Origin of the sequence: Streptomyces sp. NPDC057474 (assembly GCF_042802555.1) — a bacterium.
In the GTDB taxonomy this organism is placed as follows: Bacteria; Actinomycetota; Actinomycetes; order Streptomycetales; family Streptomycetaceae; genus Streptomyces.
The window spans coordinates 14326-36278 of the sequence record NZ_JBHVDX010000092.1 but is presented as its reverse complement, the minus strand read 5'-3'; the positions used below and the strand labels follow the sequence as shown (position 1 = coordinate 36278).

Below are 21953 nucleotides of genomic sequence, written 5' to 3'. Positions count from 1 at the left end.
GCGGACACAGAGGGCCGGCGCAGTACCAGGGCCGGCAGATGGTGTAGCAGTTCCTTCGGGGCCCTGGTGCCGTACGGCGCCAGGGCCCCTCCACGCGTTCCACAGAGAGGTGAGATGACAGCAGACGATTCCTTCGACCGTCTCGACGACGACGATTACCCGCCTACACCATGGGTCGAGCTGCCGAGATGCTCGGCACTACCCCCACCTTCCTGCGCGCCCTCGGCGAAGCCCGCCTCATCACCCCGCTCCGCTCCGAGGGCGGACATCGCCGCTACTCCCGCTACCAGCTGCGGATCGCCGCCCGCGCCCGGGAACTAGTCGACCACGGCACCCCCATCGAGGCGGCCTGCCGCATCATCATCCTCGAAGACCAGCTCGAAGAAGCCCAGCGCATCAACGCCGAGTACCGCCGCGCCGCCTCCCGGCACACGGTCGGCATCTGACCCGCAGTCCACAGCGAGGGGCCAGGCCGCACTGATCCGTCGATTTCAGAATACGAGCGCATGATCGCCGAAGACACTCAGCCGCCGGCACACGGACGTGATCCCCAGCCTCGCCCCGGCACCACTCCCGACGCCCTGCGCGCCCCCGCGGTCGATGCGCCGGCCGGCCCAACCGGCCAGCTGGCTGCCGCCGGCCTGGAAGGCGGGGCGGAGCGTGTGGCGGCTGCGCTGAAGCCGAGGATGCGCGGCTGGCTGCACGCCGGCGTGTTCCCCCTGGCTCTGGTCGGCGGCATCGCCCTGATCGCCGTCTCGTGGGTTGGGCCGATCACTGAGGGGCGCTCGGCTCGGTGACCGGCTCGGTCCGACGATCGGCTGCGGTTTCCGTGATGAGGACGGCGGCGGTGACCGGGCCCGGGGTGTCAGTGGTGGCCGCGTCGGCCACGGCGTCCCGGACGGCGCGGGCGACCTCCAGTGGATGGTGCCCCGGGGCGACCGCGAGGTGAACCTCGATGTGTCGGCCGGGTGGATCGTCATGGTCCTCCACCTTGACCGGACGGCTGCCCAGCACGGTGGTGAGACCGGCGACGCCCGGAACAGCCGTCGCGACGCCCGCCAGCTCCCCGCCCGGCCTCCGCATGGATCCTGTTTCGGTGACCGGGAGCGAGCTTCGTGCGGCTGCAGCTTGCGGCGTGGGCCTCACGGGCGTCGCCGCGGTCCGTGACTCCACGCCTGTTTCCGGGCCGTCATGGAGATCCGTGACGCGCAGGTCAGCTGTCACGGTGGCCAGGCCGAGCCGTTCAGCGGCCGCGAGCAGCGCGCTCCTCAACTGGTCGGCGGACTCAGGCAGCGGCCGCGCGGGGGATGCTGTGAAGGCGGCCTCGATCCTCAGCGGGCCGGGCGGTAGCGCGCTGGCCGGTGGACGGACGGTCGGCTCGGACACTGGCTCGAGCGGCACCGCCGCGATGCGCAGAGACTCCAGCCGTACACCGGGAATCCCGACGGCAGCGCGCCCGAGGGCCTGGACGGCAGCCTGCTCAGCTCGCACACGCACGAGACTCGGCCGGCCTGGACCGCCTCCCGTCGAAGGTCCGACTCCGGGAAGCCCGCCACCGCGCCCAACGCACCGCCTGATCCTGCCGGAAGTGGCGCCGTTGTCCTGGGCGCACTACCTCGCCGGCACCCCCTACAGCTCCAAGGCCGCCTTCGACCCCGTCAAGAACCGCACGAGGGCCAGGTACTTCTTGGTCGTGTGCCAGGCCGTCCCCTCCAGGAAGCCCTCATGTGGCGGGCTCGTGCCGAGGGGCCGTCCCGAAGGGGCGAGGCCAGCCCGGGCGGGCGACCACCGCGGTCACTTCTTCACGTACAGCACCTGGAAGAGGAGAGGGATGTCCGTGCCCCCGCGATATTCTGCGCGACACATGTAGGCCGTCCAGCGCCCCTCAGAAATGCCTCTCCGTCCTTGGGACTCGCAGGAGGCCTTCGAGTCGGGGGTCGTCGGCCACGCCGCCTCGTATACGTATCCCTGCGGGGCAGCCGATCCCGCCGGAAGGCGCTTGGGTGAGCCGCAGTCGGTGAAGGGGGCCGCATCGCCTCGGCAGATTTTGGCGAGAGGTGAGCCAGAGTATTCGCGGTAGACCGGAGTTGTTCCGGAGCCGCATTGCGTTCCCAGCTTCGTGGTAGGCCCAGGGAAAGATCCGAGCATTGGCTGAATTACGAGAGAATAGCATTCCGAACCAATGCTTCGGAGCTCCCCTTGAATCGCACTCTTACCCTCATGGGAAACGATCAGGCCGGAGGCGCCGGCTTCTCCGTGCGCCATGGACCACTCGGGCGTCGCCCCGGTGGCTGTGGCTGTGGCTGAGGCCGTGGCGGTGAGCAGAGCGCCGATGATGGTCGCTGCGACTGCCCCTACGCGCGTTGTGCGCTGCTTGATGGTCATTCTTTTCCCTTGAACAGACGGAATACACGGGTGCCCTGATGTGCGGGCGGTCAAATGCTGCTTCTGGGGTATGGGATTTCTGCGGTCTTCTCTCAACGCGTCGCCCATGGCCGCCGAGGCCGTGCGCACGGCCTTGCGGTCGGCACACGTGTCTCACACGATGTGGACGTCCGGGACGTAGAGGATCCACTTGCCGCCCGACGCGCGGAAGTCCCGCTCGTTCGACATGATCTCGGCTGCGTGGTTCCAGGCGAAGAGCAGCGCGTAGTCCGGGTAGGGCGCGGCGAATTCCGCGGATTCGCGGACCGGGATGTGGGCGCCGGGGGTGAGTCGGCCTTGCTTCGCGGGGGTCGTGTCGCAGACGAACGGAATCAGCTCGGTGCCGATGCCGCAGAAGTTGGTGACGGTGGCGCTCTTGGCCGTCGCGCCGTAGGCCACGACCCGACTGCCCTCCGCGCGCAGCCGCTCAAGGAGTGCGACCAGGTCGGCACGGACGGTCTCGACGCGGGAGGCGAAGCTGCGGAGCGTGTCGAGTTCGTGCAGGCGGCGGGTCCGTTCCTCGGCCAGCAACTCGGCCACGGCGGGGCTGGGCTCGCGCTGCCCGGCCCGCGCGAGTGTGTACCGGACCTCGCCGCCGTGCACGGGAAGCCGTCGAACGTCGACGAGTTCGAAGCCGTGGCGCCGCGCCAGGTCACGGACGGAGCGGGCGGTGAAGAAGTAGTAGTGCTCGTCGTAAATCTGGTCGAAGGCGGTCCGGTCGACGATGTCGCCGAGGTAGGGGTCCTCGAAGACGAAGACGCCGGTGGGCTTCAGCACGGCGTCCAGGCCGCGGAAGACCGAGTCGAGGTAGGGGATGTGGCACAGGGTGTTCGCCGCGTAGACGACGTCCGCGCGTCCCTCGGTCGCGGCGATGTCCCGGGCGGTCTCCTCCTCGAAGAACGCGGTACGAACCCGGATGCCCTTGCCGCGGGCGAGCCGGGCCACTCCGCCGGACGGCTCCACGCCCAGATGCCGTACGCCGGCTTCGCTGATGGTGCGGAGCATCACTCCGTCGTTGCAGCCCAGTTCGACGGCGAAGGCGTCGGGGCCACGCAGCTCCGTGTCCAGCAGATACCGGGCGGTCCCGGTGAAGTGCTCGCGCATCGCCGACGACCCGGAGGAGTGGTACGGGTAGTCCTCGTGGAACATGTGCTCCCTGGGGACTTCGTCGATCAGCTGCACCATGGTGCACGAGCGGCACAGGCCGACTCTGAGCTCGAAGAAGAACTCGTCCCGCGTGTCGTTCGGCAGACGGAACGCGTCGGAGAGCGGCTGCCTGCCGAGGTCGAGGAACTCGTCGAGCGGGCCTGCACAGATCCGGCAACTGTTCATGATGCTTCAGATTCCCGTTGTCTCTTCGTAGCGGGGGAGGATGCCGTCGACGGCTGCTTCGGCGAGGGTGCCGGCCAGACGGTCCCGTTCGGACAGCACGGGCGCGATGCCCGATGGAAGGGGCAGGGCGAGTTCCGGGTCGAGGACCGAGACGGCTCGCTCCTTCTCCGCGACGTAGCCCGCCGAGAGCAGATACGACATGACACTGCCGTCCCGGAGCGAGACGAAGGCGTGCCCGACGCCCGCCGGGAGGTACAGGGCTCGGAATTTCCGCTGGTCGAGAACCACGGCGTCCCAGGTGCCGAACGTCGGCGAACCGACCCGGAGATCGACGACGATGTCCAGGACCTCACCGTGCGGACAGCAGACGTACTTCTCGGTGCCTGGACTGCCCGTGGTGAAGTGGATGCCGCGGACCACACCGCGCCGGGAGACGCTGTGGCTGGCCTGGGCGACCTGGAAGAGCGGACCGCCCGTCGCACCGGCGAACGAGGACAGTTGAAACGGGGAGACGAACAGACCCCGGTCGTCCGGGAAGACCTCCGGTGTGAACTCCAGCACCCCGCGCACGGCGAGTTCGCGTGTCCTCACAGCTTCGCCAGGACGTCGCGGAGTTCGCCGATCACCCTGTCCTGGGCGTCCGGTGTCAGGGACGGGTACATCGGGAGCGAGAAGATCGAGTCGGCCAGCCGCTCGGTGACCGGCAGAGAGCCACTGCCGAGTCCGAGGTGGGCGAAGCCGGACATGGTGTGCACCGGCCACCGGTAGCTGACGTTCAGCGAGATGCCCCGCTCCGCCAGCAGTTCGAGGATGTCGTCGCGCCGGGGGTGGCGCACCACGTAGACGTAGTACACGTGATCGTTGCCCGCTGCCGTACGGGGCAGGATCAGGTCCGTGCCGGCGAGGCCGTCCTCGTAGCGGCGGGCGACGGCCCGACGGGCGTCGATGTACCCGTCGAGGCGGGCCAGTTTGCGCCGCAGGATCTCGGCCTGCACCTCGTCGAGCCGACTGTTGTGACCGGGCGTCTCGACGACGTAGTACGTCTCCTCCATGCCGTAGTAGCGCAACCGGCGCAGTCCGCCGGCCACTTCGTCGTTGGAGGTGAGGACCGCACCCGCGTCGCCGTAGGCGCCCAGCACCTTCGTCGGGTAGAAGGAGAAGGCCGCCGCCTGCCCGAACGTGCCGGCGAGCCTGCCGTGCCGCCGGGCGCCGTGGGCCTGCGCGCAGTCCTCCAGGACCGGCAGGCCGCGCACCGCGGCGAGTTCCGCGAGCGGCTCCATCTCCACACACTGCCCGTACAGGTGGACGGGCAGCAGACAGCGGGTCCGGTCGGTGAGCGCGTCCGCCACCTGGGAGGTGTCCATGAGGAAGTCGTCCTCGCGTACGTCCACGAAGACGGGGGTGGCCCCCACGGAGTCGATGGCCAGCACGGTCGGCGCGGCGGTGTTCGACACGGTGATCACCTCGTCGCCGGGACCGACGCCGAGCGACTGGAGGCCGAGTTTGACCGCGTTGGTGCCGTTGTCGACGCCGACGCAGTGCGGAATGCCGTGGTAGGCCGCGAACTCGTCCTCGAATCCGCGCACGCTCGCGCCGAGGACCAGGCGGCCGGAGCGGAACACACTGTCCACGGCGTCGAGCAGATCGGTCCGCTCGGCCTCGTACTCCCGCAGGTAGTCCCAGACGTACATGGTCATGACGTTTCCTTCCGGATGGTTCTGTCGAGCGCGTCCCGCAGGACGGCGCCGGGCCGCCAGCCGGTGACCGACCCGAACGGACCCGGGTCGACGCGGACGTGCTGGAAGTCGGCGGCGGTCGCGTAGGCGGGCGGCTCGACCGTGACGACCGGGACGGGCGGTCTTCCGGTGTGCAGGGACACCAGTTCGGCGATCGTCCGCAGCACGCCCCCGAAGGGTTCGGCGGCGCCGCTGCCCACGGCCCAGGAACGGCCGGCGAGCCCGGCGGCGTGATCGAGCGCCGCGGGGAACGCGTCGGCCGCGTCCCGGACGTACAGCAGATCGCGCTCGACACCGCCGTCGTGCCACATCGTGAGGGGCAGGCCCGCCAGCGCCCGCCGGATCATGGCCGACACCACGCCCCGGCCGGCGCCGGCCGAGGCGCCGGGGCTGTCGCCGAACACGGTGGTCAACTGCAGCGTGACGCCTCGCAGGACGCCGTCGGCCGTCGCCTCGGCCAGCGCCCGTTCGGCCGCCAGCTTCTGGAGCCGGTACGGTTCGGTCGGCGGGGCCGCGCCGGGAGAGTGCGCCGTACCGGCGAACAGGACGACGGGCGGTGGTCCGGGGCGTCCTTCCGCGCGGACTGCGTCGATGAGTTCGTGTACCAGCCCCTCGTTGAGGTGACGTGCGGACGGGTCAGAGCCCGCGGCGCGCCAGTTTCCCGTCCCGGTGGTGTGGGCGACGAGGTGGATCACCGCGTCCGATCCGGCCGCCGCTTCGGCGAGTGCGCCGGGCACCCCCAGATCGGTCCTGACGACCTCCGTGCGGGCGCGCACCGACTCGCCGGCCGGAGCCGGGGTACCGGCGCGGCGGGAGACGAGACGCAGCCGGACCGGTCGCCGCGCGAGGGCGGAGACGACCGCGGAACCGATGAATCCGGAGGCGCCGAGCACGGTGATCAGGGGGCGGCGGCCGTCTTCGGTAGTCGTCATGCCCGGGCTCCGGCCGGTACGGCGACCGTGGCCGCCGAGGGTATGGCCGTCGGCGTCCGCTGCCGGAGCGTCGCCCCGACGGTGTGCAGACAGGCCAGCATGCTGCGGGTCTGCATGTTCACGTAGAAGCTGTGGCGCAGCAGTTCGCCGAGCTGGCCGACGGTCATCCAGCGGAAGCCGGGGGGCTCCGGCCGGGTGGTGGTCTCGACGATGAGGTGGCGGTTGCTGGAATGGTGGAAGCGGCCCCCCTCGTCCGAGAGCATCGTGTCGAAGAGGACGGACCGGGGGTCCGCGCCGAGTATCTCGTCGAGGAACACGGGGCGTGCGGCGGCGGGCAGGTGGTCGTAGTTGCGGGGAGTGCACTGCACGGTCGGTGCCAGTTCCGCGATGTCCGCACAGCCGGGTTCGGCGCGGAGCTGGACCAGGGCGTGCAGGGTGCCTTCGATCCGGGTGACGAGGAGGGCGACGATCCCCTGTCCCCGGGGGGCGATCATCGGCTGGCTCCACTGCCCGACCTCCCGGCCGGCCGCCTCGACCCGTACGCCGATGACGTCGAAGAACCGGCCCGTCAGGTGCGAGATCCGACCGTCGCCGCGCCGCCACTGTGCCAGGTCGTGCAAGGGTCGGCGGTGGACGGTCAGTTCGGTCAGCGCGCGGACGTCGGTGATCCAGCGGAGGATGTCCGGCAGCGCGTGCGCGGGCCGCTCCTCGCCCGGCCCGGCGGGCAGACAGGCCAGTACCGATCGGGTGTCCATGTTGACGAGGTCGTCCTCGCCGAGCAGGACCTCCAGCTCGGCCCGCGTCAGCCAGCCGAAACCGGCCAGGACCTCGATGTCCGCGTCCGTCGCCACCACCATGTTGCGGTTGCGTTTGCCCAGGAACCAGGAGCCGTGCTCGGACTGCCGCACGTCGACCAGGACACGATGCCGACCGGCCTCCCGGAAGTACTCCAGGTAGGGGACGGCGGACCCGCGGTGGACGCCCGTGTAATTGCTCCGGGTGGCCTGGACCGTGGGCGATATCTGCACGCCGTTGCGGTTTCCGGGCTCGGGTTTGAGCTGGACCAGGAAGTGCGGGACGCCGTCGAACTCCTTGACCAGCAGGCCGAGAATCCCCACCTCCGGCTGGACGATGAGGGGTTGGTCCCATTCCGGCACGGCGTGGCCGGGCAGCCGTACGCGCACGCCCTCGATGCTGAAGAAGCGACCGCTGTGGTGCCGTAGGGCACCGGTGTCCGGGTCGGTGTACCAGCCGTCCAGTTCGTCGAGGGGGACACGCTCCGTGCGCGTGTACGCGCGCTCGCGGGTCTCGGCCAGCAGGGCACGGAAGGTGTCGATGCTCACCGCACCACGCTCCCTGCGGGGAGCAGGTCGCACAGGAACTCCTGCTGGTGGCGCATGGTGCGGCGGAAGAAGGCGGAGTAGCGGGCGGCGTGCTCGGCGGTCATGGTGGGCAGGACCTGGCTGAGAGAGACATGCTCCGTGTGGCGTTCGATCACGAGACCGCGCCACTTGTCGTCACGCAACTGTTCGTCGACCGCCGCCTCCAGGGCGTCCGCGCCGCCCCGCCAGCCGTGCGGGAACACCAGCTCACCGCTGTCCGCGAGCGAGGTGTACCACCGGACGACGTCCTTCCTGGTCGCCAGTAGTTCGGCCGCGGCATGTCGGGGGTCGAACAGGGCGCGCAGCGCCGCCCGTGCGGCTATGACGCTGTCGAAGCGGGCGATCTCGTGCCGGTGATCGCAGGCCAGGCTGTTCTGCCGGGTCCCCGGATCCTGGAGCACCCGCACCGTCGGGGCGAGGTAGGTGGTGCAGCGCACGCCCGCGTCGGAGAGCCGCAGCCACAGGTCCCAGTCCTCCAGACCGACCGGCGACTCCCGCCAGCCACCGACCTTCTCGGCGAGGCCGGCCGTGTGTCCGGCGCAGGAGTTTTCGAAGAGCGGGCTCATGAGCTGCAGTTCGGGGTGCCAGCACATCGAGAGGGGCGGCGCCGTGGAGACGACGGCGCCGGTCGCGTCGACATTGACCGCGCGGGTCGCCACGAACTCGGCTCCGGCGTCGAACGCCTCGGTGAGCAGGCGAAGGTGATCCGGTTCCCAGGTGTCGTCGTGGTCGAGATAGGCGACGTACGCCCCGGCCGCTTCGCCCAGCGCGATGTTGGTCGGCCCGGACTGGGATCCGAAGCGGCGGGTGCGCAGCAGCCGGATCCGGCGGTCCTCCTCGGCGATCCTACGGACCCAGTCGTCGGTGTCGTCGCTGCTCGCGTCGGAGACGACGATCAGTTCCCAGTCCTTCATGGACTGGCGGCGAACCGATTCGAGTGTGGACACGATGGCTTTGCCACGGTTGTAGGCAGGACAGATCACCGTTATGTGCGGCAAGGGTGCTCCTCGGTGTCCAAACAGGGCGAAGTGACTGGCTGGTTAATGAAATCGAGCGTGTGTGTTACCTTCGCGTAACATGCGGATTTGCTGTGAAGGGGCCGCCCGGTGACTGACCATCACCCTGGGCTGTTAGGGCCTCTGGTTGAGTTGAGTTACGGGGTGTCATGCGTCATATCGCTATTGCCATAGGTTCTCCATCGCTGCGCAGGCGCGTGAGCCAGGCCTTGTCCGGATTCGGCTGGGATGTGTCGTCCTGGAGCGAAACGCCATCCGCCGGCGAGACCGCCGCGGACGTCGTCATGACGGAGCCCGACGTGCTGCGGACTGCCGGATCGCGGTACGCGGCGACGCGGACGCCGGTCATCGTGCTCGTCAGCGGTCCTGACGACCCCTTCTGGGGCTCGTGCCAGCAGTTCCGGGTTGCGGGAATCGTCGACCGGGACGACCCCGACCACGATTTCGTCACCGCCGTACAGCAGGTGCTGTGCGGGCGTGGCTGGCTCTCGCCGGAACTGGTGCACCACGTCCTCGAGGGTCCTCGGCGCGTTCCGCCGCAGCACTCGACGGGTGTGCGGGGCCTCGGTGAACTCACCGGGCGTGAGCGGGACGTGGCGCGGCTCGTCGCGAAGGGGCTGTCCAACATGGAGATAGCCATGGAGCTGACCGTCGAGCTCAGCACGGTGAAGTTCCATGTGTCGAACGTGCTGCGCAAGCTCGAATGCCGGGACCGCTCGCAACTCGTCGCGGTCATCCACGCGGGTCGGTACATGGCGGGAAGCCTGTAGACCGGGTTCAGTCGCCCGCGTACGCGCAATGTGTGGAATCACCCGCCCATATAACGGGCGGCCGGTCTGTCCTGTCCAGGAATCCGACTGCGGCTCGCGGAATCCCCTACTTCCGACGGGGAAAATACTGTGCCTGAGGCGGGGGAGATGCCGCGATGCGCCGGGTAGCGTTTTTCCTCGTGCCGGTGATTCGGTACCAGCCTGACAGGCCATCATTAATTGGTGGGTAGTGCTCTGGTAAAGAACGCGCAATGGGGACTTGCGGCCTCTTGCCAGGGGAAACACGGGGACATCGGGGGACTTGATGACCGCATATTCGGTGCTCGTGCCGTTTCTGCCGCGTCGGCCGGAGCAGTTGCTGCCCTACGCCGCACTGGTCGAGTGGACCGCCGCCCGGCGGCTGTGGCAGGGCCAGGCCATGCTGATCGAGCCGTTCCAGGGCTTCGCCTCGGCGGCGGGAGCGGGCTTTCGGGTGCCGACGGGTGTGGGCGTCACCCTGATGCCTCTGCGTAACCCGTACGAGGCCGCGCTTCAGGTCCGCTCGCTGGCTCTGACCACGGGTGAGCCGGTGGTCGCAGGGTTCGGTCCCGGGGGCAGGCACTTCCAGAAGAGCGTGATGAGGGCACCGTACGCCAGCCCGCTGACCGCCTCCCGCGAGTATCTGACCATTGTCCGGGGCCTGTTGGAGGGGGGATCCGTCGATTTCGACGGCGAGTACTTCTCCTGCCACGGCGGACTGCCGCCCGCCGTGCACCCCAGGGTCGACCTGGGCCTCGGGGTCCTGCGGTCCGGAATGGCCCGGCTGGCCGGCGAGGTGGTTGATGTCGCCATCACCTGGCTGACACCGGCGGACTATCTGAGGGAAGTGATCGTTCCGGCCGTGCGTCAGGGGGCCACGACCGCGGAGCGCGCCGCGCCCGGTGTCACGGCCATGGTCCCGCTGGCGCTCGCCGGACCCGACCGGGATCCCGAGCAGCTCGTCCTCGCCAGTAATTCCGCGCATATGAGGGCGCCGCACTACATCGACATGCTCGAAAAGGCGGGAATCGGGCTGGCGGGGGACGCCTCCGTCGCCGACGCCAAATCCCTCCTGGCGGGGAAGGCGTTTCTCTACGGAACAGTGGACGAGATTCAGGAGCAACTCGCCGCCTACCGTGACGCCGGTGTCGACGAGGTGATTTTCAATCTGACCGGGGTGTACAACCTCCACGGCCCGCGGGCGGCCATGAACGATCTCAAGAAACTGCTGGCTGCGGCCGCGTGAAAGAGGGAGACCGCACGATGGAAAACGCTCCGATACCGCTGGTCAAGAAACACCTGAGCTCTTGGGGAACCGGTCGGGTCCAGCCTCTGGGGCCGCAGGACGACGAAGGCGTGCTCACCGTCGTCCTGGAGGACGCCCGCCATCTCGACGCGCTGCTCGCCTCCGATCTCGTCGGCGACCGCACCCTCGTGTTCAGCCCGGGTGGGTCCACCGGTCCGGTCGTCGGCTACGAGGGTTCGCTCGCCGAGCCCGGTGGCGATCTCTCCATCAACGACGCGTTCTTCCTCCAGACCCAGGACTACGGCAGCGCCGGCTACATGTCCGTCATCGGCGCGACACTCGTACGGATCGTGGAACAGGCCGACTTCGAGGCCTACCTGGACGACGCCGACCGGGCCCGGGCCGAGGGCACCTTCCAGAGCTTCGTCATCAGTCCCGCCGTGCAGCTGGCCGACATCGCGGCACTGGGCGGCAGCTCCCCGGCGGACGGCCCGCGCACCCGGTTGTACGCCCACGCGGACGGGTCCCTGTCCGTCTCCCCCTGGGGCGCCCGCCTCGGCACCCTCGGGGACGGCCTCGCCCGTCTCGACGCGGAATGGCACCGCCTCGGCCGGGACGGCGCCCACCCCTGCGCTCTGGCCCTCGGCCGGGCCGTCCCGGAGACCCTGGGAGCGGCGGCGGCAGCCGAGCGACCCTGGCTCGGCCGCTACCTGGCGGCCGTGGACGCCCTGCGCGAGCTGCAGGCCCGCGGGATCGCCGAGGCCCGGGTCTCCGGTTTCGGGGGCCGGCTCGCGCCCGCCCTGGACGGCATGGGAGACGCCGACGCCCACGACGCCGTCGGCACCGACGTGCCGCTGCTGCTGTGGACCCAGGACGAGGCGTATGTGCACATCGTCGACGGCAAGCGGACGTTCAAGGTGGACCACACGGCCGGTGCCGTGATCGAAGCCCTTCTGGTGTGCGGCTCCGTGGAGGCGGCCGACGCCTACGCCGACCGGGCCGCGCTGCTGCGGGTCGAGCGCTTCTTCCGACACACGGGTGTCGCACTCGGTGGCGACGCGCTTGTCGGAGCCGGACGGTGACGGACATGGCGGGCACTATCACGGGCGAACTCCCCGGTACCGCAGGCGAGTTGCTGCGAGAGCTGGCCGGACGGGCCGAGCTGCACGACCTCTATGGCGACGTCGGATCCGCGGTCTACGACGACCTGTGCGGGGGCGACACCTCCGAGGTGCGCGAGATCCTCCACCTGCTGCGCGGGACGAAGGGGCCGGTACTGGAACTCGCCGCGGGGTCGGGCCGGCTGACCCTGCCGATGCTCGCCGGTGGCCATGAGGTCGTGGCGCTCGACCTGTCGGCGAGCATGCTCGGCATGCTCCGGGACCGTCTGGACGCGGCACCCGCGCGCCTGCGTGACCGGTGCTCGACGGTCCACGCCGACATGAGTCGCTTCGCACTCGGACGGAAGTTCGGCGCGGTCGTGCTGGGCACGACATCCATCTCCCTGCTGGAGCAGGCGGACCGTATGCGGCTCTACGCCGCCGTGGCGGAGCATCTGGCACCGGGCGGACGCTTCCTGGTAACCACCGTCTACCTCGAACCCGACGAAGCCGCCGAGACCGAGACGGAGTTCAGGTTCACGGGCACGAGTGGACGCGACTACCGCTTGATCGAGCACTGGCCGTCCGGCGCGGCCACCCGCACGGTCACCGTCCTTTCCGCCGAGCCGGGCGAGGGACCCGTCGACGTGTGCGTGTCCGCGGTCCAGGTGCTGAACGCCGACAGGCTGGAGGCGGAGCTGCGCGCCGCCGGGCTGGTCGTCCGTGCCCGTCACGTCTTGCTCGGGGAGGGCCTGCGCTACCGGGACGTACTGATCGAAGCCGAGGTCGCGTGATGGAGTACACCGAAGGTCCACTGTGGCCGTCGCTGCTCGCCCCCGAACAGCAGGGCGCCGAGGAACTCTGCGCGGTCGCGGCCTCGGGAGTGCGGCTGACCTTCGCCGACGGGCGGACCCGCCTCTGCGGAACCAGCGGTCTGTGGAACACCAACATCGGCTACGGAAACCCGGTGATCGCGCGGGCGGTCCACGAGGCGCTGCTCGACGCCTCCTACCTCAATGTCTTCCGGTACGAGAACACGTACGCCCGCCGGGCCGCCGAGGCCCTGGTCGAGGTCTGCGGCGCCGAGACGTACGGCCGGGTCCTCTTCTCCACCTCCGGTGGAGCGGCCAACGACCTGGTGATGAAGGTCGCCAGGCACTATCAGGCACTGCGCGGCGAGTCCCGCCGCACGGTGGTGGTGGGGCTCCGTGGCAGCTATCACGGCCTGACCTTCGGCGGCTTCGCCCTCACCGGCGAGGATCTGGGCCAGCACGTCTACGGTGTGGACCAGCGCCTGGTCCGCCATGTCACGCCGAACGACGTCAGGGAGCTCGGCACCCTGCTGGCGCGCCAGGGACCCCGTATCGCCGCGCTGGTGGTCGAGCCCGTGCTGGGCTCCGGAGCGCTGCCGCTCACCGAGGACTACGTGGCCGCTCTGCTGCGACTGCGCGACGAGCACGGCTTCCTGCTGGTGGCCGACGAGGTGGCGACGGGCTTTGGCCGGACCGGCAGCTTCTTCGCCTCGCAGCGCTGGCCGGCCGCGCCCGACCTGCTGATCACCTCCAAAGGGCTCACCAACGGCACCTGTGCCGCCGCCGCGGTGGTGGTCTCGCGCGAGGTGGCGGCCGTGTTCGGCGAGGCCGGTGCCGTGCTCACCCATGCCGAGACCCAGGCGGGCACGCCGGCCACCTGCGCCGCGATCCTCGCGACCATCGAGGAGATGCGCAGACTGGACGCGGTGGCGGCCGGCCGGAGACTGGCCGCACGGCTCGACACCGACCTGGCCCGGTTGGCCGAGGACGAGCCGAGGGTCACCGGGACGACCGGTACGGGGCTGTTCCGTTCGGTGCGCCTGTCCGCTCCCGACGGAACCCCGCTCCCCGCGAGCCAGGTCCCGGGCGTCGTCACGGCGGTGCGGGAGGCCGGTGCGATCGTCCACCCCGGCCCGGCCGGGATCCAGCTCCTCCCCGCTCTGACCTACACGGACCAGGAACTGGACGAGCTGATGGACTGCCTCCGCGCGGGCATCGGGGCTCATTTCGCCGCCGCCGGAGGGTACGCATGAGCATCGGCTGGCACTGTCCGACCATGCTGATGGTGGGCTGCGACGGGCTCTCGGTGTGGCTGGCGGACCGGGCGGCGGGGCCGGTCACCGTCCTCGCGGACGCGGCGGTCGCAGACGGCGAGATCGTCTCGCTGGTCCGTGGGCAGATCGCGAAGGCGGGCCTGAAGGACGAGGTGCTGGAGCTGACCGGGGCCGGTGACCTGACCGGTGTGACGGCGCTCGCGGCCCGGCTGTCGGACACCGGCCTGGTGGTGGGCGTGGGCGGAGGGTCCCTCCTGGACCAGGCGAAGCTGGCGACGCTGCTGCGGGCCAACCCCGCGGCCCGGGCTCGTCTGGAGGTCGCTCAACGCAGCGGTCTGACGGCGCTGCCGCACACCGTGGGCCGTTCGGTGCCGCTCGTCGCCATCCCCACCACGGTGGGCACGGGGGCCGAGCTGAGCCCCGTCGCCTGTCTGAACCACGGGGGCGGGAAGCGGCTGATCTGCGGCACCGCGATGCAGCCGGACCTCGCGGTGGTGGACCCGGTCGCGACGGCGACACTGCCCGTGGAACTCCTGGCCGAGGGCGTACTGGAGGTGCTGTTTCGCGTCACCGGTCTCTATGTCGGAGGCCACCGGGACTTGCCCACCGAGGACGCTCTGGCCGAGGCCATGGCCGAGAGCATCGTGCGCCACGGGAAGGACCTGCGCAGCACCCGTGCGGAGGGGCGTCGGCCGAGTGACTGGCTCCGCACGGAGATCGCCAAGCTCAGCGGACTCAGTCATGCCGGCTGGGCCGTGCTGGGGCGTGAGCCGTACAGCTGCCGCGGCTGGTACGTCGCGAACGAGCTCTCCTCGGTGACCGGCGTCCGGAAGATGACCGCCGTGGCGGCGCTGCTGCCCCCGCTGTGGCGCTCCATCACCGATGGGGACACCCGCTGGGGATCGGCGCGCCGGCTGCGGGCGTTGTGGCAGCGGCTGAGAGCGGCTGACTCCGGCGTGCTGCCGGAGGATCCAGGGCAGGGTGTCGCCGCGCTGATCGACTCCTGGGGCGTGGGACGCCGTATAGACGTGGCGGCGACGGCCGACGGGGCCGGTTCCCGAGTGGTCGACGACGTCGTGCGGCGCAGTGTACGGGCGTGGGGTGCGGGTCTTCCGATGCTCAACGGTTTCAGTACCGCGGACATCAGGAAACTCGTGGACCGAGCCGTCGCTCCCCAGGATCCGAAGAATTCCGAATACCTGGCCGCACAGGCCCGGAATTCGGATGAATGAAAGCTCGACCACGATACCTAGAAAAAAGGGGGGAAATGAGATGCAGAAGACTGTAGAGGGTTTCGATCAGGACGAGTTCATGCCTGCTCTGGAGCTCGGCATGCAGGAGCTGGAGGCCCTGGAGGCCCCGGGCTGGTGGTCCGTGACCGGCTACATCAGCGGTGCCAGTGTCGGCGGCGCGGTGACCTACTCCGTCGTCGTCTCCGCGATCAGCGCCGCCACCTGATCCGTTTGCGGATCCGGGGGTGACACATCGTCATCATCCATCATGAAATGCGAAGGAGGTGTCCCATGAAGGACACCGTGGCTCCGATCCCGCTCGACGACATGCCGGCTCTGGAGCTCGGCATGCAGGAGCTGGAGGCCCTGGAGGCCCCCGGCTTCTGGAGCAACTTCAAGGAGGGCGTCTCCGTCTCCGTGGCCGTCAGCGCGGTCTACGGCGGTGTGGCCTCGGCCGTGGTCTCCGCCACGTGATTCGAGTCGGTCGAGCACTGACTGACACAAGATAGGTTCCGCGAACGGCGGGCAACGTTCTGATTAGCGTACGTAAACTGACGGTTGTCTTGTTCGCGGTGGTGCCGGCCCCGGTCGACTCATGACCTTCCGGGGCCGGCGCCTCGGCGGACTGCAATTCAAGTCCGCCACAATGAAAGGAAATATCATGTCGGAAAACGAGTCATGGCGCGCCGCCAATGGGAAGCTCGCCCTGACCATCCCGGTCCTGGTGGCGGGCATCGCCATCAGCCAGGCGTCACTCGAAGGCTGGGCGGCCGACGGACTCATGTTCTTCTGCGCCGTCGCTCTGATAGCCGTCGTCCTGCGTATCGGGCTCAACGCCCGTGCCGGGAGCGCTGGTGAGTGACACCGCCGTCGCCCGCTTCGGCGGTGTGACGAAGGTCTTCGGCGGGACGGCGGTGGTCGAGAACGTGTCCTTCGACGTCCGGCCCGGACGGATCGTCGGCCTTCTCGGCCGCAACGGCGCGGGCAAGACGACCTCCCTGCGGATGCTCCTCGGCCTCACCCGCCCGACCTCGGGCCGGACCACCGTCTTCGGCATGCCGTACGCGGAACTGCCGCACGCGCAACGCCGCGTGGGCGTCAGCATGGACGGCATCGGCGCGCTGCCCGGAGTCACCGGACGGCGTGATCTGTCCATCTGGGCCCGCATGCTGGATCTCCCGGCCTCGCGGGTGGACCAGGTCCTTGAGCAGACCGGTCTCGCCGAAGCCGCCGACAAGAAGATCAAGGGCTACTCGACCGGCATGCGCCAGCGTCACGCGCTGGCCGCCGCCCTGCTCGCCGACCCCGAACTCCTGGTGCTGGACGAGCCGGCCAACGGCCTTGACCCCGACGGCATCCGCTGGCTGCGCACCTTCCTGCGATCCCTCGCCGACGAGGGCCGCACGATTCTCGTCTCCAGCCATCTGCTCGCCGAGGTCGAGCAGACGGTCGACGACGTCGTGATCCTTCAGCGGACCCTGCGCTACAGCGGAAAGCTCGCCGACCTCACCGCCGACGGCACCGAAAGCCTGGAGGACCGGTTCTTCGAGCTGGCCGGCACCGGCACGGCGGGCGGAAACGGAGCATCCACCCATGCGTGACGTGACAGCCGCCGAGTGGCGGAAAGCCTGGACCGGACACGCGTGGTGGCTCCTCGCCGCCTTCGGCGTGTTCCTGTCCCTCCTGGCGAGCGTCGGCTTCGCCACCCAGGCCGAGCAACAACTGGCCGACCGGCAGACCGATGTCGCGGCGGTCACGGACGAACTGGTCCGCTCCTGGTTCATGCTCCTGCTCTTCTCCGCCCTGTTCGGCGCCGTCCTGGTCACCAAGGAGTTCGGCTCCGGGGCGATCAGCCGGTCCGTCCTGCTCAGCGGCGGCCGGGACCGGCTGTTCGCCGCGAAGCTCCTCGTCGGCACCGCGATGGGCCTCCTGTACGGGGTCCTGGCCGCCGCGCTCGCCGCCGCGACCCCCTTCCTGTTCCTGCCCGGCATCGGCCAGGAGCCCGAGTGGTCGGGTGACACCACTCTGACGCTCCTCGGTGTGTTTCTCGTGACCGTGCTGGGCGCTCCCTGGGGCGTCCTGATCGGCTGGCTGCTGCGCAACCAGGTCGCCGCCGTGGGCACCCTGCTCGGACTGACGCTGCTCGTCGACGAGTCACTGCTGCGACTGGCCCCGGACATCGGCAGGTTCACCATGACCATCGCGATGAGCTCGGTCTACCGCGACGGCAAGCCCGAACTGCTGTCCGCGCCCGTCGCCCTGCTCGTCATCGGCGCCTGGCTGGCCCTGGCCGGATACGTATCCCGGCGCCTCTTCGTCACCCGGGACATCAGTTGAAACGTATCCGGCAGGGGCAGGGGCAGGGGCAGGGGCAGGAGCATGCGGAGTCGGCCCCGGACGAGCGCGAGTCCGTCGCGCTGCTCACCCGCCCCCGGCTCGCCTCCGACGTGCTGGTGCACGAGCCGCTCGACGCCGGCGCCCCCTGGGTGGTGCAGCGCGGCAGCCAGCAGTACATCCGGGTGGGAGCCGACCTGGCACGGCTGCTGCGCGCCATGGACGGCGAACGCGGCTACGCGGGCCTGGTGGAGACGCTCGGCCCGCCCTGGAACGAGCGCGAGGTCGGCCGGGCGGTCGAGAACCTGCGGGAGAAGGGGCTGCTTGACAACGGCAAGCGGCCCCGCAGTAGCGGCAACTGGTTCAAGTTCGTGCCGCCGCTCACCTTCCAGCTGACGCTCCTGAAGCCGCAGCGGCTGCTGAACGCGCTGATGCCACTCATCGGCCGGCTCGCGAACCGGGCCGGTGCCGTCCTCGCCGCCGTCTTCGCGCTCGGCGGGCTCCTCGCCCTGCTCGCCCAGGGGCCGTCCCTGGTCCGGGCGCTGGGCGAGCCACTACCGCTCGCCGTCCTGCTCGGCGTGGCCGCCGCCTCGACCGTGACGACCGCCCTGCACGAGATCGGCCACGGCGCGGTCCTCACCTACTACGGCGGGCGCCCGAGCCGGATGGGCGTGATGCTCTTCTACCTGACGCCCGCGTTCTTCTGCGACGTCTCCGACGGCTGGCGGCTGCCGCACCGGGAGCAGCGGGTTCGGGTCGCCCTGGCCGGCATCGTGACCCAGACGGTCGTCGCTGGAACAGCCGGCTGCGCGGCCCTGGTCGTGCACCTGACGGGCGGCTCGCCGACCCTGCGCGACGGCATGACCGTCTTCGCGGTGTCGACGTACGTGACGGGCGTGCTCAACCTCCTGCCGTTCGTGAAGCTCGACGGCTACATCGCCCTCATGAGCCATCTCGACGCCTCGCACCTGCGGGACCGCGCCATGACCGACGCCCGCCGACTGGTGGCGAAGGTGCTGTTCGGCGGGAGGTACGGCCGCGAACTGCCGACTCTGTCCTGGGCTCCCGCGTTCGGCCTGGCCTGCATGGTCTTCCCGCTCTACCTGATCGGACTGGCCTTCAACCTGTGGCTGGACTTCCTCACCGGCCTCGGCGTGATCGGCGCCTCCGTGGTGTTCACGGCCCTGGTCTACCTCGGCTACCGGGCCTGGCAGGGCGGCACACTGCTGGTCCGCGAGGCCCGCACGGGCGGCGCCCGCCCCTGGCGGATGGCGCTGGTGGGCCTGGCCGCCGCCGGGGGGCTCGGCGCCGCGCTGGCCTTCGTCCCGGTGTCCTACACCGTCACGGGCGGTTTCGTGTACGAGGACGGCGGGGCCCGGCTCGTCCTCTCTGACGCAGCGGACCGCGAGGCCGTACGCGAAGGCGCCACCGTCACTCTGCAGCGGCGCGGCCTGGTCACGCGTACGGACCTCACCACGGGCACCGTCGGCCGGGGAGACGCCGAGGCGGGCACCGCGCCCCTCTCGGCCTTCCTCCCCGTACGAGAGGGCGACGAACTGCCGATTCCCGCGCTGGGCGTGCCTCTGGTCCTGGGAGGCGACCCGGGCGAGAACGTCGGCGTGGCCCGGGTGACAGCGGGGGAACGCCCCCTGGGCGAGTGGCTCTACCTCTCCTACATCGCGCCCGTCTGGCGCTGACGCCTTCACACTTCACGGGGATGAGTAATGGACATCGTTCGGCATCTGCATTTCTGCCCCCCGGGCACGCCCTTCTTCGAGGCCCCGGCCTCGGACCCCGACCCGGCCGAGGACTTCGAGACCGTGCACGGCGAGCTGCCTTCGGGCTGGAGCCGGAAGGTTGGCGGCGAGTGGGTCCAGCTGTCCCCGGACGGTGTGGAGCTGCCCGGACAGGGGTGGAAGATCCATGCGTCCGCCACCCTGGACAGCGCGCCCGCGGTGCTCGACACCATCGTGAAGTACTGCGTCGCCGAACGAGTGATGTTCAAGTTCATCCGCAGCGGCCGGGTACTCCAGCGACGCAACAGCAAGTACGGCGACCGCAGCGCCAGCGGCAAGTTCGTGACCCTCTACCCGGTCGACGAGGGCGAGTTCGAGAAGATCCTCCGGGAACTCGGCGGTCTCCTCGAAGGGCAGCCGGGCCCGTACATCCTCAGTGATCTGCGCTGGGGCACGGGACCGCTCTACGTCCGCTACGGCGGCTTCGCCCTGCGCACCGCCCGCTCGGACTCCGGCGAGCAGGTCTACTGCATCGAGGACCCCGAGGGCCGGCTCATCCCCGACCGGCGGGGCCCCGGCTTCCGCCCGCCGGAATGGGTGACGCTGCCCGGGTGCCTCGCCGAGTCGCTGGCGGCCCGCAACGCCGGGACGCTCAAGGACTTCCCGTACCGGGTGACCCAGGCGGTCCACTTCTCCAACGGAGGTGGCGTCTACCGGGGCGTCGACACCCGGTCCGGCACCGATGTCCTGCTGCGGGAGGCCAGGCCGATGGCCGGCCTGGACGGGGACGGGCGCGATGCCGTCGCCCGGCACGAGCGGGAGCACTGGGCGCTGCGACTGCTGGACGGACTGCCCTGTATCCCCCGACTGGTCGACTACCGCATCGGCCACGAGCACTACTTTCTGGTACGCGAGTTCGTCGAGGGGGCGTCCCTCTCGAAGGAGGTGGTCCGCCGTAACCCGCTGATGCTGGGCGACACCTCCCCGGAGGGCCTCGCGTCCTACACGGCCTGGGCCGTCGGCATCCTGGAACAGGTCGACCGGGGCGTCACGGCGATGCACGAGCGGGGGGTGGTGTTCGGCGACCTCCATCCCGGCAACATCCTGATCCGCCCCGACGACACGGTCGTGTTCATCGACTTCGAGACCGCCAGCGCCGTCGACGCGGAAGCCGTCCAGACCATGGCGGCCGTCGGGTTCGCGGCCCCGGCCGGATACGCCGGCACCGCTGTCGACCGGTACGCCCTCGGCTGTCTGCGGCTGGCGGTCTTCGCGCCCCTCGCCGCGGTTCTGCCCTGGGCCCCTGAAAAGACCGGACAACTCCTCGACCTCATCGAGGCGAACTATCCCGTCCCGGCGGACTTCGCCGACACCGTACGGCGTGATCTGGCCCCGCGTACGCGACCGGCGGCCGACCGGGACCCGGGGCAGGCCGCAGCAGTGGCGCCCGTCTGGTCCGACGACGGTGAGCAGGACTGGCCCCGGCTGCGCGAGGCGCTGGCCGAGGGGATCGTCGGCGCGGCTACTCCGGAACGTAACGACCGGCTCTTCCCCGGCGACGCCGAGCAGTTCTTCCTGCCCGAGGGCGGGGCGAACTTCGCGCATGGCGCGGCCGGCGTCCTGTGGGCCCTCGCCGAATCCGGTACGCCGGTACGGGAGGATCACGTGGACTGGCTGGTCCGGGCCGCCGCGCGGCTGCACGAACCGAGGCCGGGCTTCTTCACCGGGCTGACCGGGATCGCGTACGCGCTGGACCGACTGGGACGTACCGAGACCGCCCGTGACCTGCTGGACCGTGCCCTTGATGACGCTGTGACACCGGGCCGGGACAGCTTGCTCGACGGTCTCTCCGGAATCGGGCTCACCGCCCTGCACTTCGCCGAGCGCACCGGCGACGACGCCTACGTGGACGCGGCCGTCCGGCTCGCGGCGTCGCTCACGGACCTGACGGACGACGGCCGACCCGCGGGCGGGCGGCCCCCCGGCCTGCTCCACGGAGCCTCCGGACGCGCGCTGTTCCTGCTGCGCGTGCACGAGCGGACCGGCGACACCGGTCTCCTGGCGCACGCCGAAGCCGCCCTGCGCGCCGACCTCACCGCGCTCGGCTGGTCGGCCGAGGAACGCCGCTTCACGCCGGAGACCTTGGGGAGGCTGCCGCTCGTCTCCCTGGGCAGCGGGGGAACCGGACTGGTGCTGCGGTCCCTGCTCCGGTACCGCGAGGACGCCGGCCTCTCCGCCGCCCGCGACGCGATCCGGGACGCGGCAACGGCGCGCTTCGCCGCACAGGCGGGCGTCTTCCACGGCCGCGCGGGGATTTTGGCAGTGGGACTCGGACTGGGCGCGCCCGCGCCCGGTGCCCGGGAGCTGTTGGCGGCATTCGGGCTGAATGCCGTCCGGCACGAGGATCGCCCGGCGTTCCTCGGCCGGGAGAATCTGCGGATCTCCACCGACTTCGCGACCGGCGGGGCGGGTGTGCTGGCCGTACTCGACGCCGCGCTCTCCGGTGAAGTGCCGCGCCTTCCGTTCCTCTGACCACGAAGTCGGCCGGGACGCGGACAGGCCTGACCGCCACCGCGGCATCCGGAGTGGCGCGCCCGCCCCTGCCCTGA

General features: G+C 70.3%; 21 protein-coding genes and 1 pseudogene. 15 read left to right on the top strand and 7 right to left on the bottom strand.

Annotated features, from left to right (window positions below; all coding sequences use genetic code 11):
- The first annotated feature begins 114 nt into the window (after positions 1-114).
- Positions 115-446: pseudogene (locus tag ACFU53_RS24815) on the top strand (MerR family transcriptional regulator).
- A gap of 60 nt (positions 447-506) precedes the next feature.
- Positions 507-797, top strand: a complete 291-nt coding sequence (locus ACFU53_RS24810) for a hypothetical protein (RefSeq protein ID WP_383996350.1) — start codon at positions 507-509, stop codon at positions 795-797.
- Here ACFU53_RS24810 and ACFU53_RS24805 read toward each other — a convergent pair.
- The 7 genes from ACFU53_RS24805 to ACFU53_RS24775 all read right to left on the bottom strand — a co-directional run bounded on the left by ACFU53_RS24805 (position 772) and on the right by ACFU53_RS24775 (position 8789).
- On the bottom strand, positions 772-1491 hold the full coding sequence (locus tag ACFU53_RS24805) for a hypothetical protein (RefSeq protein ID WP_383996347.1): 720 nt from the start codon (positions 1489-1491) through the stop codon (positions 772-774). The genes ACFU53_RS24810 and ACFU53_RS24805 overlap by 26 nt on opposite strands.
- 1047 nt (positions 1492-2538) lie before the next feature.
- A complete protein-coding gene (locus ACFU53_RS24800) occupies positions 2539-3756 on the bottom strand; it encodes a methyltransferase domain-containing protein (RefSeq protein WP_383996345.1) in 1218 nt (405 codons plus the stop codon).
- A gap of 6 nt (positions 3757-3762) precedes the next feature.
- A complete protein-coding gene (locus tag ACFU53_RS24795) occupies positions 3763-4347 on the bottom strand; it encodes a dTDP-4-dehydrorhamnose 3,5-epimerase family protein (protein ID WP_383996342.1) in 585 nt (194 codons plus the stop codon).
- Positions 4344-5453 carry a DegT/DnrJ/EryC1/StrS family aminotransferase gene (locus ACFU53_RS24790; protein ID WP_383996340.1) on the bottom strand — a complete coding sequence of 370 codons (1110 nt, stop codon included), beginning with the start codon at positions 5451-5453 and terminating at the stop codon, positions 4344-4346. Before ACFU53_RS24790 ends, ACFU53_RS24795 begins: the two co-directional genes overlap by 4 nt.
- Positions 5450-6424 carry an NAD-dependent epimerase/dehydratase gene (locus tag ACFU53_RS24785; protein WP_383996337.1) on the bottom strand — a complete coding sequence of 325 codons (975 nt, stop codon included), beginning with the start codon at positions 6422-6424 and terminating at the stop codon, positions 5450-5452. Before ACFU53_RS24785 ends, ACFU53_RS24790 begins: the two co-directional genes overlap by 4 nt.
- Complete coding sequence (locus ACFU53_RS24780; RefSeq protein ID WP_383996334.1) at positions 6421-7767, bottom strand: NDP-hexose 2,3-dehydratase family protein; 1347 nt, start codon at positions 7765-7767, stop codon at positions 6421-6423. Before ACFU53_RS24780 ends, ACFU53_RS24785 begins: the two co-directional genes overlap by 4 nt.
- The gene (locus tag ACFU53_RS24775) at positions 7764-8789 is read right to left on the bottom strand and encodes a glycosyltransferase (protein ID WP_383996353.1); all 1026 of its coding nucleotides are present in this window, start codon (positions 8787-8789) and stop codon (positions 7764-7766) included. Before ACFU53_RS24775 ends, ACFU53_RS24780 begins: the two co-directional genes overlap by 4 nt.
- Before the next feature lie 317 nt (positions 8790-9106).
- On the opposite strand from ACFU53_RS24775, the gene ACFU53_RS24770 reads away from it, so the two are divergent.
- The 13 genes from ACFU53_RS24770 to lanKC all read left to right on the top strand — a co-directional run bounded on the left by ACFU53_RS24770 (position 9107) and on the right by lanKC (position 21876).
- The gene (locus ACFU53_RS24770) at positions 9107-9592 is read left to right on the top strand and encodes a LuxR C-terminal-related transcriptional regulator (protein WP_383996331.1); all 486 of its coding nucleotides are present in this window, start codon (positions 9107-9109) and stop codon (positions 9590-9592) included.
- A gap of 304 nt (positions 9593-9896) precedes the next feature.
- Positions 9897-10856, top strand: a complete 960-nt coding sequence (locus tag ACFU53_RS24765) for an LLM class flavin-dependent oxidoreductase (protein ID WP_383996328.1) — start codon at positions 9897-9899, stop codon at positions 10854-10856.
- A gap of 17 nt (positions 10857-10873) precedes the next feature.
- Complete coding sequence (mpaB, locus tag ACFU53_RS24760; protein ID WP_383996325.1) at positions 10874-11938, top strand: daptide biosynthesis RiPP recognition protein; 1065 nt, start codon at positions 10874-10876, stop codon at positions 11936-11938.
- Positions 11939-11943: 5 nt separating this feature from the next.
- Positions 11944-12750, top strand: coding sequence for a daptide-type RiPP biosynthesis methyltransferase (mpaM, locus tag ACFU53_RS24755; protein WP_383996322.1), 807 nt, complete (start codon positions 11944-11946; stop codon positions 12748-12750).
- Complete coding sequence (gene mpaD, locus ACFU53_RS24750) at positions 12750-14021, top strand: daptide-type RiPP biosynthesis aminotransferase (RefSeq protein ID WP_383996319.1); 1272 nt, start codon at positions 12750-12752, stop codon at positions 14019-14021. Before mpaM ends, mpaD begins: the two co-directional genes overlap by 1 nt.
- Complete coding sequence (gene mpaC / locus ACFU53_RS24745) at positions 14018-15274, top strand: daptide-type RiPP biosynthesis dehydogenase (RefSeq protein ID WP_383996316.1); 1257 nt, start codon at positions 14018-14020, stop codon at positions 15272-15274. The genes mpaD and mpaC overlap by 4 nt, the downstream gene beginning before the upstream one ends.
- 40 nt (positions 15275-15314) lie before the next feature.
- Positions 15315-15500 (top strand): daptide-type RiPP, encoded by a 186-nt coding sequence (locus tag ACFU53_RS24740; protein ID WP_383996313.1) that lies wholly within the window; start codon positions 15315-15317, stop codon positions 15498-15500.
- Positions 15501-15565: 65 nt separating this feature from the next.
- Positions 15566-15748 carry a daptide-type RiPP gene (locus ACFU53_RS24735; RefSeq protein WP_383996310.1) on the top strand — a complete coding sequence of 61 codons (183 nt, stop codon included), beginning with the start codon at positions 15566-15568 and terminating at the stop codon, positions 15746-15748.
- A 187-nt stretch (positions 15749-15935) separates the two neighbouring features.
- A complete protein-coding gene (locus ACFU53_RS24730) occupies positions 15936-16136 on the top strand; it encodes a hypothetical protein (protein ID WP_383996307.1) in 201 nt (66 codons plus the stop codon).
- Positions 16129-16875, top strand: a complete 747-nt coding sequence (locus tag ACFU53_RS24725) for an ATP-binding cassette domain-containing protein (RefSeq protein WP_383996304.1) — start codon at positions 16129-16131, stop codon at positions 16873-16875. Before ACFU53_RS24730 ends, ACFU53_RS24725 begins: the two co-directional genes overlap by 8 nt.
- Entirely contained in the window at positions 16868-17611 is a 744-nt protein-coding gene (locus ACFU53_RS24720; protein WP_383996301.1) for an ABC transporter permease, read from the top strand. The genes ACFU53_RS24725 and ACFU53_RS24720 overlap by 8 nt, the downstream gene beginning before the upstream one ends.
- Positions 17608-19305 carry a daptide biosynthesis intramembrane metalloprotease gene (mpaP, locus tag ACFU53_RS24715; protein WP_383996298.1) on the top strand — a complete coding sequence of 566 codons (1698 nt, stop codon included), beginning with the start codon at positions 17608-17610 and terminating at the stop codon, positions 19303-19305. Before ACFU53_RS24720 ends, mpaP begins: the two co-directional genes overlap by 4 nt.
- 27 nt (positions 19306-19332) lie before the next feature.
- Positions 19333-21876 (top strand): class III lanthionine synthetase LanKC, encoded by a 2544-nt coding sequence (lanKC, locus tag ACFU53_RS24710; protein WP_383996295.1) that lies wholly within the window; start codon positions 19333-19335, stop codon positions 21874-21876.
- Positions 21877-21953 lie beyond the last annotated feature (77 nt).

Coding starts and splice junctions, on each gene's coding strand:
- ACFU53_RS24810 (WP_383996350.1), top strand. CDS start 507: ATGATCGCCGAAGACACTCAGCCGCCGGCACACGGACGTGATCCCCAG.
- ACFU53_RS24800 (WP_383996345.1), bottom strand. CDS start 3,756: ATGAACAGTTGCCGGATCTGTGCAGGCCCGCTCGACGAGTTCCTCGAC.
- ACFU53_RS24790 (WP_383996340.1), bottom strand. CDS start 5,453: ATGACCATGTACGTCTGGGACTACCTGCGGGAGTACGAGGCCGAGCGG.
- ACFU53_RS24785 (WP_383996337.1), bottom strand. CDS start 6,424: ATGACGACTACCGAAGACGGCCGCCGCCCCCTGATCACCGTGCTCGGC.
- ACFU53_RS24770 (WP_383996331.1), top strand. CDS start 9,107: ATGACGGAGCCCGACGTGCTGCGGACTGCCGGATCGCGGTACGCGGCG.
- ACFU53_RS24765 (WP_383996328.1), top strand. CDS start 9,897: ATGACCGCATATTCGGTGCTCGTGCCGTTTCTGCCGCGTCGGCCGGAG.
- mpaB (WP_383996325.1), top strand. CDS start 10,874: ATGGAAAACGCTCCGATACCGCTGGTCAAGAAACACCTGAGCTCTTGG.
- mpaM (WP_383996322.1), top strand. CDS start 11,944: ATGGCGGGCACTATCACGGGCGAACTCCCCGGTACCGCAGGCGAGTTG.
- mpaD (WP_383996319.1), top strand. CDS start 12,750: ATGGAGTACACCGAAGGTCCACTGTGGCCGTCGCTGCTCGCCCCCGAA.
- mpaC (WP_383996316.1), top strand. CDS start 14,018: ATGAGCATCGGCTGGCACTGTCCGACCATGCTGATGGTGGGCTGCGAC.
- ACFU53_RS24740 (WP_383996313.1), top strand. CDS start 15,315: ATGCAGAAGACTGTAGAGGGTTTCGATCAGGACGAGTTCATGCCTGCT.
- ACFU53_RS24735 (WP_383996310.1), top strand. CDS start 15,566: ATGAAGGACACCGTGGCTCCGATCCCGCTCGACGACATGCCGGCTCTG.
- ACFU53_RS24730 (WP_383996307.1), top strand. CDS start 15,936: ATGTCGGAAAACGAGTCATGGCGCGCCGCCAATGGGAAGCTCGCCCTG.
- ACFU53_RS24720 (WP_383996301.1), top strand. CDS start 16,868: ATGCGTGACGTGACAGCCGCCGAGTGGCGGAAAGCCTGGACCGGACAC.
- lanKC (WP_383996295.1), top strand. CDS start 19,333: ATGGACATCGTTCGGCATCTGCATTTCTGCCCCCCGGGCACGCCCTTC.